Origin of the sequence: Fictibacillus sp. B-59209, assembly GCF_036216745.1 — a bacterium.
Classification (GTDB): Bacteria; Bacillota; Bacilli; order Bacillales; family Fictibacillaceae; genus Fictibacillus_C; species Fictibacillus_C marinisediminis.
Map to the genome: position 1 here is coordinate 22,382 of NZ_JARMMC010000004.1, position 17,626 is coordinate 40,007.

The 17,626-nt window shown below is 45.7% G+C and carries 18 protein-coding genes, 1 pseudogene and 1 riboswitch; of the genes and pseudogenes, 16 read left to right on the plus strand and 3 right to left on the minus strand.

Annotated elements, in window-relative coordinates:
* The first annotated feature begins 22 nt into the window (after positions 1-22).
* The 5 genes from P4361_RS02020 (at position 23) to P4361_RS02040 (ending at position 6,305) form a co-directional block, all read left to right on the plus strand.
* Positions 23-2,380, plus strand: a complete 2,358-nt coding sequence (locus P4361_RS02020; protein ID WP_328088138.1) for an FdhF/YdeP family oxidoreductase — start codon at positions 23-25, stop codon at positions 2,378-2,380.
* A gap of 12 nt (positions 2,381-2,392) precedes the next feature.
* Complete coding sequence (gene fdhD / locus P4361_RS02025; RefSeq protein WP_062238791.1) at positions 2,393-3,181, plus strand: formate dehydrogenase accessory sulfurtransferase FdhD; 789 nt, start codon at positions 2,393-2,395, stop codon at positions 3,179-3,181.
* Between the two features lie 478 nt (positions 3,182-3,659).
* Positions 3,660-4,592 (plus strand): aldo/keto reductase, encoded by a 933-nt coding sequence (locus P4361_RS02030; protein WP_265408626.1) that lies wholly within the window; start codon positions 3,660-3,662, stop codon positions 4,590-4,592.
* 95 nt (positions 4,593-4,687) lie between these two features.
* A complete protein-coding gene (locus P4361_RS02035; protein ID WP_062238785.1) occupies positions 4,688-4,918 on the plus strand; it encodes an excisionase family DNA-binding protein in 231 nt (76 codons plus the stop codon).
* A gap of 133 nt (positions 4,919-5,051) precedes the next feature.
* Complete coding sequence (locus P4361_RS02040) at positions 5,052-6,305, plus strand: methyl-accepting chemotaxis protein (RefSeq protein WP_328088140.1); 1,254 nt, start codon at positions 5,052-5,054, stop codon at positions 6,303-6,305.
* 37 nt (positions 6,306-6,342) lie between these two features.
* Here the strand turns inward: P4361_RS02040 and P4361_RS02045 are convergent, their stop codons facing one another.
* The 3 genes from P4361_RS02045 to cidR form a co-directional block, all read right to left on the minus strand.
* Entirely contained in the window at positions 6,343-6,717 is a 375-nt protein-coding gene (locus P4361_RS02045; protein WP_053355803.1) for a hypothetical protein, read from the minus strand.
* The gene (locus P4361_RS02050; protein ID WP_062238780.1) at positions 6,714-7,247 is read right to left on the minus strand and encodes an acyl-CoA thioesterase; all 534 of its coding nucleotides are present in this window, start codon (positions 7,245-7,247) and stop codon (positions 6,714-6,716) included. Before P4361_RS02050 ends, P4361_RS02045 begins: the two co-directional genes overlap by 4 nt.
* A gap of 225 nt (positions 7,248-7,472) precedes the next feature.
* Entirely contained in the window at positions 7,473-8,357 is an 885-nt protein-coding gene (gene cidR, locus P4361_RS02055) for a cidABC operon transcriptional activator CidR (protein WP_091007650.1), read from the minus strand.
* Between the two features lie 145 nt (positions 8,358-8,502).
* On the opposite strand from cidR, the gene P4361_RS02060 reads away from it, so the two are divergent.
* The 11 genes and pseudogenes from P4361_RS02060 (at position 8,503) to P4361_RS02105 (ending at position 17,605) form a co-directional block, all read left to right on the plus strand.
* Positions 8,503-9,183: a hypothetical protein gene (locus tag P4361_RS02060; RefSeq protein WP_328088141.1), complete on the plus strand. Its 681-nt coding sequence runs from the start codon at positions 8,503-8,505 to the stop codon at positions 9,181-9,183.
* Positions 9,184-9,301: 118 nt separating this feature from the next.
* Positions 9,302-9,411, plus strand: a riboswitch (SAM riboswitch).
* A gap of 131 nt (positions 9,412-9,542) precedes the next feature.
* Positions 9,543-10,658: a sugar ABC transporter substrate-binding protein gene (locus tag P4361_RS02065; RefSeq protein ID WP_328088142.1), complete on the plus strand. Its 1,116-nt coding sequence runs from the start codon at positions 9,543-9,545 to the stop codon at positions 10,656-10,658.
* 602 nt (positions 10,659-11,260) lie between these two features.
* Positions 11,261-12,760: a sugar ABC transporter ATP-binding protein gene (locus P4361_RS02070; RefSeq protein ID WP_328088143.1), complete on the plus strand. Its 1,500-nt coding sequence runs from the start codon at positions 11,261-11,263 to the stop codon at positions 12,758-12,760.
* Positions 12,761-13,765: an ABC transporter permease gene (locus tag P4361_RS02075; protein WP_328088144.1), complete on the plus strand. Its 1,005-nt coding sequence runs from the start codon at positions 12,761-12,763 to the stop codon at positions 13,763-13,765.
* A gap of 127 nt (positions 13,766-13,892) precedes the next feature.
* Entirely contained in the window at positions 13,893-14,114 is a 222-nt protein-coding gene (locus P4361_RS02080) for a hypothetical protein (RefSeq protein WP_328088145.1), read from the plus strand.
* A gap of 15 nt (positions 14,115-14,129) precedes the next feature.
* Positions 14,130-14,270: pseudogene (locus P4361_RS23185) on the plus strand (BBE domain-containing protein); the annotation flags it as partial.
* 104 nt (positions 14,271-14,374) lie between these two features.
* Entirely contained in the window at positions 14,375-14,857 is a 483-nt protein-coding gene (locus P4361_RS02085) for a DinB family protein (RefSeq protein WP_328088146.1), read from the plus strand.
* A 61-nt stretch (positions 14,858-14,918) separates the two neighbouring features.
* Positions 14,919-15,527 (plus strand): TetR/AcrR family transcriptional regulator, encoded by a 609-nt coding sequence (locus P4361_RS02090; protein WP_328088147.1) that lies wholly within the window; start codon positions 14,919-14,921, stop codon positions 15,525-15,527.
* A gap of 78 nt (positions 15,528-15,605) precedes the next feature.
* Positions 15,606-16,667, plus strand: a complete 1,062-nt coding sequence (locus P4361_RS02095) for an SDR family oxidoreductase (protein WP_328088148.1) — start codon at positions 15,606-15,608, stop codon at positions 16,665-16,667.
* 50 nt (positions 16,668-16,717) lie between these two features.
* Positions 16,718-17,230: a DUF4442 domain-containing protein gene (locus tag P4361_RS02100; RefSeq protein ID WP_328088150.1), complete on the plus strand. Its 513-nt coding sequence runs from the start codon at positions 16,718-16,720 to the stop codon at positions 17,228-17,230.
* Between the two features lie 12 nt (positions 17,231-17,242).
* Positions 17,243-17,605 carry an SCP2 sterol-binding domain-containing protein gene (locus tag P4361_RS02105; protein WP_328088151.1) on the plus strand — a complete coding sequence of 121 codons (363 nt, stop codon included), beginning with the start codon at positions 17,243-17,245 and terminating at the stop codon, positions 17,603-17,605.
* The last annotated feature ends 21 nt before the right edge of the window (positions 17,606-17,626 follow it).

Below are 17,626 nucleotides of genomic sequence, written 5' to 3' on the forward strand. Positions count from 1 at the left end.
AGAGGAAAAGGAGTGCATGAGCATGGGAAAAACAAAGCATCAAGGACCGATTAAACTCCCTAAGAGCCCTGCTCCCAAACATTGGGTCAGCCCGGTTCCTTTCGGGCTGGGAAAAATTAAACCGGGACATATCCGCGATACGATGAAGGTAGCATGGGAAAACCGCGATAATCTTTCTTATGCCGGACGCATTCTGACACAGGGTGTGTGTGACGGCTGTGCGCTTGGCGTTTCAGGGCTGTACGACCAAACCCTTGCCGGACCGCATGTTTGTACAACACGGCTGAACGTTCTCCGCTTAAATACGATGCCGGCTATGAAAGAGGAGCTCGTCCATGCTGACATTGATGAGCTGCGCAAATACTCAAGCGCCGAACTGAGAAAGCTCGGCCGAATTCCTTATCCGCTCATCCGCCGAAAAGGTGAGCGGAAATTTTCCCGTATCACATGGAATAATGCCATGAATTTAATTGCGGACAAGATGAAGAAACTGAATCCAAAGCAGGTGTCGTTCTTCCTCACCTCAAGGGGAATCACAAACGAATCGTATTATGTAGCGGCAAAGGTTGCTCGCTATTTAGGCGTGAATAACATTGATAACGCTTCCCGCATCTGCCACTCCCCTTCCAAAACGGCGCTGAAGCGTTCTGTCGGAATCGGGGCTTCCAGCTGCAATTACCAGGACTGGATCGGCTCGGATGTTATCGTCTTTTGGGGCTCGGTCGCGGCAAACAACCAGCCCGTCTCTACAAAGTACATGTATGCAGCAAAGCGCAAAGGAACCAAGATCATCTGCATCAATCCGTACCGTGAACCGTCGATGGAGAAATACTGGATTCCGTCGATTGGAGAGTCGGCTTTGTTCGGCACAAAGCTTGCCGATGATTTTTATCAGGTAAACATTGGCGGAGATATTGCCTTCATGCACGGTATCATGAAGCATTGGTTTGAGATGGAGGAGAAAGAACACGGTTCTGCCATCGACCATCGGTTTGTAAAAGAACATGTGAATGGCTACGAGGAATTAAAGGCAAAGGTTCAGGAGCAAAGCTGGGAAGCCATTGAGGAATCATCAGGCGTCAGCAAGGATCGTATTTATGGACTCGCAGAGCTTCTCGCCAAAAGCAAATCCGGTGTTTTTGTCTGGTCACTTGGCTTAACGATGCATACATTCGCTTCTGACAACATCTCGCAGGTTGCTAATCTTGCGCTGTTAAGAGGGTTTCTGGGGCGTAAACATTGCGGACTAATGCCGATCCGAGGACACTCCAGTGTTCAAGGTTCTGGGGAGATGGGAGCTGATCCATTCGTTCTTCCCGGCGGTGATTTTGAACCAAAAAATATCGAGCGTATCCAAAAGCTGTGGGGCTTTGACATTCCGAAATGGCAAGGAGACGTTCTAGGTGTTTCTCTTGAGAATATCCTTCTGCCTGAAGATCATGAACGGAAAATTAAGATGTATTACCTGTCAGGCGGCAATTTCCTTGAAACGATGCCGGATCCCGATTTTGTAGAGCGGGCCCTGTCATCGCTTGAACTTCGTGTGCATCAGGATATCATCTTTAACACGTCTACAATGGTGGATGCAGAAGAAGCGGTCATCGTACTTCCTGCAAAAACACGCTACGAGCAGGAGGATGGAGGCACATCGACCTCAACAGAACGCATGGTGTATTTTTCGCCTGAAATTCAAGGAAACAGCCAGCAGGTGGAGGAAGCCCGTACGGAGTGGAAAATCTATATCGACCTCGCCAAGCGTGTAAAACCTGAGAATGCCCATTTGGTAAATTTTAAGAATGGCCAGGAGATCCGCAGCGAAATTGCCATCGCCAACCCGAATTATGAAGGCATACAGCATTTAAAAGAGCGAGGTGATGTTTTCCAATGGGGAGGGGCATGGCTCTGCGAAGACGGCATCTGCCCGACACCGGATGGCAGAGGGAATTTAATCCCGGTTGATATTCCAGACCTGCAGAAGGGTAAAGGTATGTATTATGTGACGACGAGAAGAGGGAAGCAGTTCAACTCGATGGTCTACAACGAATCCGATCCGTTTAACGGCGCAGAGCGTTATGATGTGCTGATGAACGGGGAGGATGCGAAGGAACTATCCATTGAAGAGGGAGAAACCATCGTCGTTTACAACCAGCACGGTGTTTTCCAGGGCCGGGCAAAATTTATCGACATTGCCAAAGGAAACCTTGAAGTGCATTTCCCAGAAGGAAACTTCCTTTTGCCCAAAGGCGTTTACGAGGAATTCTCTAAGATCCCGAGCTATAATGTAGCGGTTAAAGTGGAAAAAGCTGATCGGTTCAACGCCCGCAAGGATATAAAGTATCTGGAGAAGCAGATTCCTGATCTGGAAACAGAGATCAGCTAAAAAGGAGCAGTTATGAAACACAAGGTCATGAAAAGTATCAGCATTGTTAAATATGATGGCGAATCATTTCAGGAAATACAGGATCATGTCGCGACGGAATACGCCTTAACCATCTTTGTAAACGATGATGAGTTCGCCACCATGGTCTGCACCCCGACCTATATGGAGGATCTGGTCACAGGCTTCCTGGCGTCAGAAGGAGTGATCCGCTTGCCGCGTGAAATCGAATCGCTATCGATTGATGAAGACCGGGGCTTTGCGTATGTACAGCTACTGGATAAGAAGCCTGTCACGAATCAGCTTCAATCCAAACGGTTTATCGGTTCCTGCTGCGGAAAAAGCAGACAGTTTTATTTTCAGAGCGATGTAAAAAACGCCAAAACGATCATGTCCAAAGCAACCATTCAGGCGGAGCAATGCATTTCGCTCATGAAGTCCATGCAGAAAAGCTCAGATGACTTTCACTCTACTGGCGGCCTGCACAATGCTGCCCTTTGCACGAATGATGAGTTATTAATTTCGCGTTCTGATATCGGGCGCCATAATGCACTCGATAAAATATACGGACATTGTTTAAAAAACAAGATTTCGCTGGGGGACAAAGTGATTGCCTTCAGCGGAAGAATTTCTTCAGAAGTGCTGCTGAAGGTGTCCAAGATTGGCGCGGGGATCATTTTATCCAAGTCAGCTCCAACCACGCTGGCGCTTGAACTCGCGAATGACCTCGGCATTACTGCAGTTGGATTCATCCGCGGCAGCCGGTTGAACGTGTACACGCACCCCGAGAGAATTATTTTGTAATGCAGGAAGGGGGCTGTCCTGAAAGTCGAAAATTGACCTTCAGCAGCTCCTTTTTGGCTTGAAAAACTTCAATGAAAAGTTGATTNNCCTCGAAAATGAACTTCACATTTTCTTCGTGCGATAAAACGCTGCCGGAGCCTTCCTTGTCCTGCGGGACTAGCGTGACAGGTGAGACTCCCGCAGGCGCTAGCGCCAAGAGGCTCACCGCACGCCCCGCGGAAAGCGAGCACCCTGGAACGGAAATCAACAGCTTACAGACTTCTTGGACAGCCCCTTTTTTTGCTAAAGAGGGGAGTAAACAGCAAAGTCTGCCCTTCAATTTTATGTTCAAAAACCTCAGATTTATTTTCAAATTGTCGAATTGGGACGGAATTCAACCCGAGAAACGCACTCAAGAGCACCCCAAATCCAAATTTTTTCTTTTGGACAAGCGTTTTGCTACGATAAAACCAACAAAAGATAAGGAGTTGAGCAGCACATGGCGAAACAAACAAGACTCGGAAAGACAGATCTATTGGTAAACCCGATTGGACTTGGTACGAATGCGGTAGGGGGACATAATCTGTATCCCAATCTGGATGAGGAAGCTGGAAAAGAATTGGTGCGACGGGCGTTGGATATCGGCATTAACTTTTTGGATACAGCTTATATTTATGGACCTGAGCGCTCAGAGGAACTGATCGGACAGGTGTTAAAAGAAACGGGAAGCCGTGATAAAGCGGTACTGGCCACAAAAGGAGCTCATAAATTTGTCGGAAAGGAAGTCGTTTTCGATAACTCGCCTGCATTCTTAAAAGAAGCGGTAGAAGGAAGCTTGAAGCGCCTGCAGACCGACTATATCGACTTGTTTTATATACATTTCCCGGATGAAGACACTCCGAAGGAAGAAGCGGTGGGAGCCTTAAAGGAGCTGAAGGATCAAGGAAAGATTAAGGCGATTGGTGTTTCTAATTTTTCCATCGAACAATTGAAGCAAGCCAACGTTGACGGCTATGTGGATGTTTTTCAGGGAGAGTATAACCTGTTGCAGCGTGACGCTGAAAATGAACTGCTTCCTTATACAGCGGATAAAGGTATTTCGTTCGTTCCTTATTTCCCGCTTGCCTCCGGTTTGTTGGCTGGCAAGTATGACAAGGATACAAAGTTTGATGATCTTCGTGCGAAAATGCCTCACTTCCAAGGTGAAAATTTTGTTCGCAATTTAAAGAAGGTCGACCAAATCCGTAAAATAGCGGATGCAAAGAATGCGGAGGTTGCTCATGTTGTCTTGGCATGGTATTTAACGCAGCCTTCAATCGACACCATCATTCCGGGAGCCAAACGTGCCGATCAAGTAAGCAACAACTTAAAGACGCTCGATGTGCAGCTTTCAGAAGAGGAAATTCAAGAGATCGGAAGGATTTTCTCTTAATAACAGCCCTTGAAGAAAAACCGCAATGGGTGGATAATAGGGGAGATATGGTGCTGTAAGGCTTGTGAAAATGGCAGCACGGAAAAGGTGAACCCATGTATCTCTCGCTAAAAGAAACGGCAGAATTTCTTGATCTGCCGGAATCCTATATTGAAAGTTTGATTCAGCAAAAAAAGATTCGTGCCTTTTATGACGGCAGCGAGTATCTGATTAATAAAGAGCAGTTTAACTCCCACCTCGAACAGATGGAAAAATACAAGAAACTGGTGGAAGAGTATATGAACGAGCCGATCCCTGAAGACTGGGATGCGAAAGACGAAGACTGATGAAAACCTTGAACAGCATCCGCAGATGCGTTCAAGGTTTTTTGTTATAAAATAGTGCAAAGTTCCTGGGAAAAACCGATATAACTAGTAATAAATGTAAACCAGTTCAATAAAAATGAGAGGAACTAAGACCATGAGTTTGATGCACTATATTTTTCGTACTTTGATTATTGTTCTGCCTGCAACCTGCCTGGCCGGGGCTGCTGTCAGCTACGGAAACGGTCTTCAGGGACAGGCATTCTTTTACACTACCCTGTTCACTTCCTTAATGGGACTGGCTGTAGGGATTCTATCCGCATGTTTGAACCATAAGCGGTTTCTTGCACCAATGAATCCGATCAACAACTACCTTCATGACTTGGCAAAGGGCAGTATGGGAAGCCGATTGAAGGAGGAGGAACTGGGTCAGCTGAAGTCCATTGCAGTGAGCATTAATCATACGGTGGATTCCTGGGCACATGTGTTAACAGTGATTCAGAAGGCATCTAAATCGATCAATGAGTACTCCAATCATCTATCACATGGTGTCAGGCAAACAACGGGGGCAGCTGAACAGATCTCCGGAACGATGGAAGAGGCGGCCAAGGGAGCAGAGCATCAGGTGTACAGCGTTTCAGATGCAGCCGGCCTCATCCGGCAAGTGACAGAGAGCCTTCAGCATGTTGACCAAAGTGCGCAGCGTGTTTCCAGCAGCATTCATGACACACTTGATAAAGCGAATATGGGAACTCAGTCCATCGGATCGGCGGAACAGCAGATGAACGCGATCTTCACGAATGTAAGTGAGTTGTCCAACACGGTAAAAGGGCTCGGAGACCGCTCCAGTGAGATCGGAAATATCGTGGAAGTGATCAAAGGAATTGCTGAACAGACAAACCTGCTGGCATTAAATGCGGCTATTGAAGCGGCAAGGGCAGGAGAGCACGGAAAAGGCTTCGCCGTCGTAGCAAGCGAAGTAAGAAAGCTTGCCGAACAGTCCGGAGAAGCAACTCAGCAGATCAGTGACATCATTTTTCATATTCAAAATGAAACCGCTCAGGTGGTACAGACGATGGATCTTGTCAATGCAGAGGTCAGCGAAGGAATCGGTGTTATGAATGACGCAGGATCCTCCTTCAAACAGATTCAGAACTCCATTCAGTCTGTAACTGAACATATCAGCCAAGTATCAGGTGCAGTACACGGAGTTTCTGCCGGAAACGAACAGGCGGTTTCGTCTATGGACACGATTTCAGCCATTGCTGCTGAAACAGCCAAGTCTTCTCAGCAAGTGCTGGCTGCTACACAAGAACAGTTAGCTTCGATTGAAGAGATGTCAGCCTATACGGCTTCACTCGATGAACTTGCGAAAGAAATGGAAGAACTCACTCATACCTTTACTATGTAGTGAAAAAAGAAGCAGAGAGTCTGCTTCTTTTTTATGATTAGCTGATGATCGCGGATGTCCCTACTAATGATTCCGGAGTTCTTCCGAGTGCCAGAAGGCTGATCTTGGCATAGCCGGCATTGGGGCAGCTGGAGATGGTTTTTCGCAGTGCCTCGATGTCTGTATCTGATAAAAGTTTTTCAATCTCACTTTTATAGAGGCGGATGACGGACCCTTGAACAAACTCAGGGGAATAGCGTCTGCAATCTTCATTCATTATAAGACAGCCCATGTATTGATATTTAAACTGAAGTGCACGAGTCAGATTGATGATGTGCACCCATTTTTCATAAAGAGAAGGGTACGTGCGTTCAAGGTTTTCTAAGGACTCTTTTGCTTCTTTCAATTCACTGTGGCTGCATAACGTAATCATACTAATGCTCCTTCCTGCTGCCAAGGTTTTCTTAGTGTAATAACCTCAGCCAACTCCTTGCTTCGAGCTCTGCGGATCTTGCGCATTTCTGCACGGTCTTTCGCAGTATCAAAAAGGAATTTTTCTTCTTCTGTTTCAGGGATGACTGCCGGTACTTCAACCGGACGTTTGTCTTCACCTAAAGCAACAAAGGTCAAAAAGGCTGTAGCTGCGATTCTTCGTTCCCCAGTGATAATATCTTCAGCGATAACTTTACAGAAAATCTCCATGGAGCTTTTTCCTGTATAGGATACGAAAGACTCAATGCATACTGAATCGGTCTGGTGAATCGGATGCAAGAAATCAATCGAATCGGTTGATGCTGTTACACATGTTTTTACACGTGCATGGCGTCGTGCCGATAATGAGGCGGCACTGTCGAGTTTTTTCATCAAAACTCCGCCAAACAATGTGTTGTAATTATTCAAGTCACAGGATAAAACCTGATCTGTATTTATAATGCGGCTTTCGCTCGTTTTTTTAGCTTCCAAAAGAATCTCCCTTTCTCGTGTTACACCCTTTTTATATCGGGACGCTTTGTCGTTTTGCGTTTCCCTCTTACAGGTACCAAGTGTACGCCTCCAAGAAAAGGAAGTAAAATTGTTATTTTTCATCATTTACATAGACGAAATCTATGTAAATGCTTTCAGATATACAGAAAAGGCATAGATGATTAAATGCAAAAGGCGGCTCTCCTTCGAGAACCGCCCCGTTATTTACTCTTCTGATAATTGTTCTTTTGCGTAGCTGAGCCACTCTTTCGCGGCAAAAGATAAATACTGATCTTTGTTCCAAATCAGGGCGAGATGCCAGCTGATGGAAGGATTGACGACTTTAATCGCACGCACTTCATCCGTCAGATGCCGGCAGATGCTCTCGGGCAGCAGGGAGACCCCTAATTTACACACGACCATCTCCTCAATAAAGGACCATTGTGAGCTTTCTGACGTAATGTGCGGACTGAAGCCAGCCTGATTGCAGGAGGAGATGATGCGGTCATGGAGGACGAAATCTTTGTTAAAAAGGATAAATGATTCCTCTCTTAGCTCAGCTAAATTTATTTCGTCCCGGACAGCAAGCGGATGGTCAGGATGGATGATGAGCCGCAAGTCCTCTTCCATAAAAGCAAAATACTGAAACATATCGGTGTTTGTCGGGAGCACGACAACCCCGATATCCAGTTGAAGGCTGGCCACTTCTTCTTCGATTTTTTTTGATCCGTCTTCCATAAGCTCGAAGGTAATGTGGGGATATCTGTCATGAAAACTGCCGATCAATTTTGGAAAAAGACGGGGATCAAAAATCGGAGGAAGCCCAATCCGAATATGCCCTTTTTTTAATCCGAGCAGGTTGTCCAGCTCCATCTCCAGGTTGTTGAATGCTTTATCGACCAGCTTGGCCTGGTCAAATATGGTCTGTCCGGCATCCGTAAGTGTCAGTCCCTTTCGTGAGCGGTCAAAAAGGACAACCCCAAGCTCATCCTCCAGATTCTTGATCATTTTGCTGATGGTTGGCTGGGTGATGAAAAGGGCATCAGCCGCCCGTGTAAAGCTGTTATATTTTGCCACTTCAATAAAATACTGTAATTGTTTAATATCCACGAATGCACCTGCTTGTCCGGTCTTTTTTTGTAGTGTATCACGAGATCTGAATAAAAACCAAAACAGGGCTTAAGTGCATATACTGTTTTATTGAAACTGGGGAAGGCAGGGATGCGACATATACAGACAGCGGCAGGTAGTCGATATGAAAAGAGGGAATGTCATCGGAGACGGTTCGCAGGATACGGTGTATCTTACTGCTGAAAAAACAGCGGATAGTCCATACTGGGTGAACATTGCGGCCGTCGTTCAGGACGGCAGGACCAACCAGTACACGCAGATCCCTATTAAAGAAAATTCAGGATACAATCCAACCCTTTTTCTCGGTGATTTTACAGGTGACAAGGTAGAAGACATCATGGTGGTCATGGATACAGGAGGCAGCGGAGGCATGATCAACGCCTATGTATTTTCCTACAGAGGAGGGCAGTTCGGGCCGCTTTTTGACTCTGGTGTATTCAGTGACCAATGGAAGTACAGGGTTTTTTATCTGAACCAATATAAAGCACAGGTGAACAGCTACAGCCTGAAGCAAAAATTTATTATCGATTTGAGTACGAAGGACAAGGAATACTTGTCTGAGATTTACTACCCGAATGGAAAATTAAAGGCTCCCATACAAGGATTTGTCTCATCTTTAAGCGGTCTTTACCCGGTGGACTTTGACCGAAATGGCGTGTATGAACTGCTGGCTTACCAAAACATCGCCGGCCGATATAACGCTGACCGCCTTGGCTATGTCCAGACTACCCTGAAGTGGAATGGCCGGGAGTTTGGTGCGGAGGTGCAGAACGTTGCGATCTTTGGAGGGGATATCCGAGGATAAGCCTGGTGGATTAACCTCTCGTTGTGGAGAGGTTTTTTATATGATAAAAAAACCATTGACTTTCCCCCATTTGCGGATTAAAGTAATAACTATATTTTCTAAAAATTAAATATTCATTCTCTTATCAAGAGTGGCAGAGGGACTGGCCCTATGACGCCCAGCAACCGTTCCGTAATGGAATTGGTGCTAATTCCAGCAAAACAGCATGTCTGTTTTGAGAGATAAGAGAGGACGAATCCGTTATACATATGCGATGAAACCTCTCTTTTTCCAGAGAGGTTTTTTTACGTGGTGGGGCTTATTTCGCTGGTCTCGTGCCCCCTTGAGAAGAGAGATATACAAAAAAGGGAGTTGGGGAAATGAAACGATTCATCAATTGCGCGGCAATCTCTGCGGTCGCTTTATCACTTTTATTAACAGGCTGTTCATCCGGAAGCAATACCGCTTCATCAGCTGGCAAACATGAAAAGGTCTCGTTCGATAACGTGCCGAAGCGGTTTGCCAAAGGGCAGGGAGCCCGAATCAAGGTTATCCGTAAAATCGGCGGTGATGATCATACAGCTCAATTTTTAGCAGGTGCTAAAGCGGAAGGAGAGGCACTTGGTTTTACCGTTGATACCTACACAGCAAACGGTGATACCGCCAAGTTCCATGATGCGATTGCCCAGGCGGCTGATGAGAATTACGACGGTTTTATCATCTCTCACGGTGATGATGCGGCTACCATAAACGATATTAAGAAGCTTCGGGAAAAAGGAAAGAACGTGGTGACGTTTGATTCCAATCCGGACCTCGCGAAAGTAGGCGGTGTCACACTTACGTCTCAGGACGATGAAGCCCTTGCCAAGCTGGCTCTCGATCAGCTCGTTAAAGAGAACAAAGGGAAGGCCAACATCGTTTATCTTTGGGTAGACGGGTTCCCGCCGATGGTGCGACGCAACGCCGTCTATAAAGAAACATTGAAGAATAACCCGGGAATCAAGGAAGTAGAACGCTTTGGCGTTGCTTCTGCAGATACGTCGGTCCAGACGCAAAATGCGGTGACGGCCATGCTGAACAAACATAAAAAAGGCGAGATTGATGCCATTTTTGCCACATGGGATGCCTTTGCGATCGGGGCTGCACGTGCGATTAAAGAAGCGGGACGCAACGAAATCAAAATTTACGGAATTGACGTCTCCAATGCAGACCTTCAAGAAATCCAGCAAAAAGAAAGTCCTTGGAAGTACACGGCTGCTGTTGATCCTAAGCTCATTGGGGCAGTGGATATGAGAATTCTTGCTAAAAAGCTTGCGGGTGAAAAAACACCTCAAAAATATGATTTGAAAGCTTCTCTCGTTTCACAAAAGGATCTGCAAAAATCAAACGAGGGTGTGAACATGGTCAACCTGTCCAAGGAAATTAAAGGCTGGGGCCAGTCTGATGCGTTTGAGGAAGATTGGATGAAGACACTTAAGGATCACTACCAAAAATAACTGAAACTCTCAGGAAGAAGAATGGGACTTGAATAGCCTAATAAATTGGAACCGCGCAAGAAAAAGTGAGCTCTTTCTTGAATTCAATTTTCGGCTATTCAATTTTACAATTGCTGGCTCATACTACACCAGCAGTCCCATTCCATGAATGTCATGAATGTAAAGTAAAAGATTTGAGAGTCTCTTGCCCACATCAGTATGTGATGTATGTAAGAAGGCTAATCAAAATGAAATTTTATTTATGCAAAATGAAAATGCACACTCTCTTTTTAAAGTTAGGCTCTTTTCTAAAAGATTGTTGCTTTGTGATGGTTTTTGTATTGATTCTTCATCGACAGGTTGATTGGAGTGTAAGGTGCGAGACTCCTCGAAAATGAACGTCACATTTTCTTCGTGCGATGTATCGCTGCCGAAGCCTTCCTTGTCCTGTGGGACTAGCGTGACAGGTGAAACCCGAAGGCGCTTGAGCCGAGGGGTACAGCGAACGCCCCACGGAAAGCGAGCAGCCTGGAACGGAAATCAACTCCGCCCAAGAGCAATAAAGATTGCGAAAACAGCCTAAAGTTAAGAGAGTGTTTGCTTTGAGGGAAGGGGAGAAGCAGATGGCTCTGTTGGAGATGAAGGATATAAGTATTGAGTTTCCGGGTGTAAAAGCGTTGAATCGTGTGAGCTTTGCCAGTGAAACCAGCCGGGTTCATGCGCTGATCGGAGCGAACGGGGCTGGGAAATCGACCCTTATGAAGATTCTGTCGGGAGCCTACAATCATTACACGGGCGAGATTCATTTGGACGGAAAAAAAGCGGCCATCACTTCGCCGAGAGATGCCCTGGACGAAGGAATTCAAATCGTCCATCAAGAGGTTGACACCGCGCTGATCCCGTATTTAACCGTTGGTGAAAATATTCTGCTGCATGATCTGGTCAACGAGATGAGTAAAAAGCAGCTTGTAAGATGGAAACAGCTGCATAAGAAGGCATCGCAAATTTTAGAAGAGATGAACATCAACGTCTCTTCCAAAAAGCTGGTCAGTGAGCTTACACTTGCTCAAAAGCAGATGGTTCTCATCGCCCGAGCGGTTTCAGCACAGTGCCGTTTTCTAATTTTGGATGAACCGACTGCGCCGTTAAGCCATTCAGAAACAAACGAACTGTTCCGGATTGTCAGAAACCTGAAGTCTAAAAATGTAGGCATCATATTCATTTCTCACCGGCTGCCGGAAATCTTTGAAATCTGTGATGACATTACGGTGATGAGGAACGGTGAGTTAGTCATAAAAGAATCTATTTCGGAAACTTCAATCAACCGGATCATCGAGCAGATGCTCGGCAAGGCGCTGGATGAGCAGTTTCCTGCCTTGAACGGAAAAGTGGGAGAAACTGTTCTTGAGGTAAAAGGGCTTTCTGACGCCGAGAAGATCAAGGATTTGAACTTAACGGTCCGTGCTGGTGAGATTATCGGAATCGCGGGACTTGTAGGAGCAGGAAAAACAGAGCTGTGCAAAATCCTGTTCGGCTGTACAAAGATTACAGCAGGCGCTGTTCTTCTCAAGGGGAAGAAACTGAAGCTGAAAAACCCGCATCAGGCGGTAAAGCAGGGCCTGGCTCTCGTTCCGGAAGAACGGAGAAAGGAAGGGATTCTGGTCGCGGAATCGGTTGCTGCTAATCTAACAGCCGCCAATCTTGGACAGTTCTCCAAGGTACTAAGTTTTCTGGATCGCCGGGCAGAAAAACAAAAGGCTGTTGAAATCATTCAAACCTTAGGCATTAAGACGCCATCTGAGAAAACGAAGGTTCAAAATCTTTCCGGGGGAAATCAGCAAAAGATTGCGATCGGCAAATGGCTCATCGCAGATGCCGATGTTTATATTTTTGATGAGCCGACGAAGGGTGTAGATGTAGGTGCTAAGAAGGACATTTTTGAACTGATATCAGCGCTGGCAAAACGGGGCAAAGCCATCCTTTATGCGTCCTCAGAGTTTACAGAGATCTTAGGTATCACGAACCGTCTTTACGTGCTGTATGACGGACGCAGTGTGAAAGAGCTCGAAACCTCAGCAGCGACGGAAGAAGAGCTCTTATTCTATTCAACAGGAGGAAGGTAGATGGAGCTTTCAAAACCAATACCGGCCCAAGTTTCTCCAAAAAAGAAATTTGAGCTGTTCGACTTTTTTTATAAATATGGAACGATCTTAACCATTCTGGTCTTAATTGGTGTGTTCACTGCGGCCAATCCATCCTTTGTGCAGGGACATAACCTGATGAACATTTTACGGTCGATCTCCATCGTTACCATCATTGCGATCGGCATTACGATATCACTGTCCGTCAACGGATTTGACCTTTCTGTCGGATCTGTGGCCTCTCTTTCGAATGCCATTGCGATCTCAATGTTTGTCTGGTTCTCCCAGAACACGGTAGTAGCGATTCTTTCCGCCCTCGCTGCCGCTCTGATTGTAGGCATCATTAACTCCGTGATGATTGTTAAAGTGAAAATACCGGATATGCTCCTGACGCTTGCCACCATGTTTATCATCCAGGGGATTGCACTCACGTACACGAAAGGGGCGACCATCTCGCAAAACATGGTCATGCCTGATGGAACGTTTGCGACGGGCAAGATCAGTGCAGCGTTCGAGAAAATAGGACAAGTCCCTTGGATCATCGTGATCATGGCAGCGGCAGTCGTTCTCGTCCATGTTCTTCTCAATTACACAAAGCACGGCCGGTACATGTATGTCATCGGCGGGAATGAAGAAGCAGCAAGGCTTTCAGGCATCCCGGTAAACAAATATAAGGTAGCGGCCTATCTGCTGTCCGCTCTTTTTGCTTCGATCGGCGGCATTGTTTTGGCATCAAGAGTGATGACTGCTGAAATCAATGCAGGCACTCCATATTTAATGGATGCTGTGGCTGCGGCTTTTATTGGTTTTTCGGTGTTTGGTGCAGGCAAACCCAATGCTTTTGGAACCCTGGTCGGCGCAGTATTGATTGGCATTCTGCAGAATGGCCTTGTCATGATGTCTGTGCCTTACTATTCCATGGACATTGTGAAGGGAGCGGTTCTCGCATTTGCACTGGCGTTAACGTATTACAAACAAAAAAAATAAGAACCCATTAAAAAAATGACTGTCTGTCCTTTCTCAACATACCTTATGATAGGGAGTTTTTTTCTCCACTATGTATAGATAGAGGACCTATCCAGAGTATGAGAGTTTTAAATCTACGGGAAGATTTGTGTACAGGAAATACAGTGAAAAAGAGATTCGAAATATTGTCGGGCTGATCAGCAAACGGGCTGAGGGGTCAATTTACGCAGCTATTACGGTATATGCTTTAGGAGGAAAGGCCAGCCAGATCAATCCTTTTGAAACGGCATTCTGGACCGATCCGGCATTTGCCGAAGAGAACACACAGTGGCTGAAGAAAAGATTTCCTTATGTAAAATCCCTGACATAAGGTTCTTTTGTCAACTTTCCATACAGCCACTTAAGGCATTATGAAAAAGAGTATTTCGGATGGAATGCACCGCGATTAAAAAAAGTAAATAAAAAATATGATCCCTATAATGTCTTCACCTTTCCTCAGGGAATCAACGGATCACCCCGGCCATAATCCAGCAGAAAAGTGCTGGACTTTTTTGTGTTCTTTAATAAAGGGTAAAGACGAGGAACATCGAATTAGTTTATATTGGAAATTTGAGATAGGAGCGATAAAAAATGGTGGAAGAATACTATCAAAATTGGCTCAAACACAGGACTGTACTGCACGATCTGCTGGATCAGATAGGGCCGGAGCATGTGTTTTTTAAACCGTGGAAAGATGGTTTTTCAATGGGAGAGCTGGCGGTTCATATCGCAGGTTCCACAGATATGTTTTTGGAAACGATTAAAAACGGGCGGTTTGTATCGCCTGCCACACCGCGCGAGTTTCAAACGATGGATGAGGTGCGGGAGATCGTTCAGGAGTTCACTCAAAAATCAAAAAGGGATTTTTCTGTTCTGGAAAGTGCTCATTTGAGCAAGGAAATTGATATTTTCGGGTATGGGGCGCTAGGGAAGTATTGGATTGAAAGTTTAATTGATCATGAGATTCACCATAAAGGACAGCTGTTTGTCTATGCTCGTATGACAGGCGCAGAGAAGGTTCCTTTTTTCAAGCAGCTCCCTTCAAGAGCAGTAAATGATGCTGCAGCCGATTGACAGGGGCTGCAAGTTATACGTACAATACGAGTACGTACTCGTACACATATGAAAGAATGGAATGATGAATGTGCTTTTTGTAACAGAAATGCCGACAGAAGCCAGAGACAAAATGCTGTATGCCGCGCTCCAGCTCTATACGGTTAAGGGATATAAGGAAACGTCAGTCCTTGAGATTGTTGAGCTGGCGAGGGTGTCAAAAACAACATTCTATCAATCGTTTGGCAGCAAAGAGGAGCTGCTTGCCGCCCTTTGCACACAGCTGGCTGAAGAGCTCATTGCAGATGTGGAAGCTGCTGTTCAAAGGGAAGAGAAAATTAGCGAAAAAGCCTACGCCGGCATCCGCCGTTATATTGAAATATGCGAAATGAAGTCTAACGCTGCCAAACTATTATTAATTGATTCAGTGGGTGTAAGCCTTACGGTAGAGAATGTTCGCCGGGAAGCTTATCGGCGATTTGCCAGCCTGCTCTATAATACGGTTCAGGGGACCATGCCAGCATCCGTTCCTGATCAGGAAGTATTGGTCGTCTCACAGGCCATGGTCGGTGCGGTCAATGAGGTCGTCATCCAAACCCTGTTTGAATCAGACATTGAGCTGGATTTGGACCGGCTGGCCCGCTTGCTTAACCGGATTGTTGTCGGAGCTTATGTCAATCTATCGTTATAAAATCGGCTGTTTGCTGGTTTTATAGGGAAGTAGTACCAGTACGTATTCGTATTTACTGCTAAAGGAGGCGAATGGTTCATGAAAGGATGTTTATTGACAGGTTATCCTGGTTTTCTTGCCTCAAAGCTACTGAAAGAAATGCAGCGGCGAAATGAAGATACGCAATTCGCGCTTATTGTCCACCCCAGCCAGCTGGATAAAGCAGAGCGCTTGGCAGCTAACAAGCAAAATATGCGTCTTTTTGCAGGAGATATTACGAAGGAAGGACTTGATTTGGATGCTGAACAAACAGAATGGCTGAAGGAACAAATGACACATGTCTTTCATCTGGCTGCGGTTTATGATCTTGCCGTACCAAAAAAGATTGCAGAAGACGTCAACATAACGGGCACTCGCAATGTGAACACCTTCGCTCAATCACTTCCACTCTTAGAGCGCTACATCTACTTCAGCACAGCCTATGTTTCAGGAAAAAGGGTTGGCGTTATTAAAGAAGATGAGCTTGATAAAGGACAGGCCTTTAAGAACCATTACGAATCTACAAAGTTTGAAGCAGAAAAGCTCGTGGCAGAGCTTAAAAATGTACCTTACACCATTATTCGGCCTGGGGTAGTGGTGGGACATTCCGTGACCGGGGAGACGGTTAAGTTTGATGGCCCATATTTTATTATGCGCTTTTTAGACCGTCTTCGATATATACCCATTCCTTATTTGGGCAAGTCGGAGGCCCTGTTCAACGTTGTGCCTGCTGACTATATCGTTGATGCCACATTGTGTCTGGCGCAATCAGAAGACGCCGTAAATCGGGCGTTCCACCTCACAGATCCTTCACCTTATGAAAGCCGGGAGCTTTACCGCATGGTTTGCAAAGAGCTGCTCGGCAAAACACCTTCGTGGACCATTTCACCAGCGCTTGTTGAATTTGCTCTTTCTATTTCCATATTCCGGCGCTTTTTTAAAGTAGAAAAGGAAGCGCTTGAGTATTTCCGATGCACCTCACAATATGATGCTTCAGGAGCCAAGGGCGTGCTCGCAAAAGGCGGCGTTCAATGTCCTGATTTTAAAGATTATGTGTCCAGCATGGTGAAATATTATAAAACGCACAGAAGAGATCCCGATAAATTAATTCAAGTGAAGTAGGAGGACAGTAAAATTTCGAAAACACTCATAGCGAAGAAAGGGGTGTCAAGATGAAAGAATCCTGGAAGACGAGGATTGTCCGCTGCGGCTTTAACTTGTTTCCTGCCTTTAGAGGGACGGGAGCAAGAGTCATCTATATTGCTAGAGACTATTCGGAGATCCGCATCAAGCTGCCGCTTAACTGGCGTACCCGAAATTATGTCGGCACGATCTTTGGCGGCAGCATGTATGGTGCGGTGGATCCCATCTATATGTACATGATCTTACAAATGCTCGGCAATGATTATATCGTATGGGATAAAGCCGCCTCCATCCGGTTTAAAAAGCCGGGAAAAAGCACATTGTACGCTACGTTTAAGATAACGAATGAAGAGCTGGATGAAGTTAAGAGAGCTCTTGAGGGAAAACGGAGTCTTGACCGGGTGTATGACGTGGAGCTTGTTGATGAGAGCGGCACGGTCCATGCCGTAGTGGAGAAAACCATTTATATCCGAAAAAAAGACAGGGAAAGCAATCTGTCATCAGGGAACGTTGTCTCATTGCCAAAATCAGAATCCAAATAAGGAGGAAGAGAAATGCCAAAAGCGATCGAAGAATTGACTGTACAGGAAACGGTAAAAAAAATTGAACAGGTACTGAATAAAAATCCGGGACCGATTCAAGGAGTTCATGCTGCGTATCAATATGACATTACAGACGAGGAATACTCGTTTCAGCTTCACTTGAATGACGGAAGTGCAAAAGTAGTGGAAAATTTTGAAGAGCGGGCAGATTGTGGCATCCTCATCTCTTATCCCAACTTCAAGAAAATGCTTTTAGGCAAACTGAACGGTACCGCCGCCTTCATGATGGGGAAATTGAAAGTCAAAGGCGATGTCGGCAAGGCATTGAAGGTGGAAGCCCTATTGCGTGAATACAATATGGCCGATCATTTTTAAATGATGTGTTTAAGAAGAAGC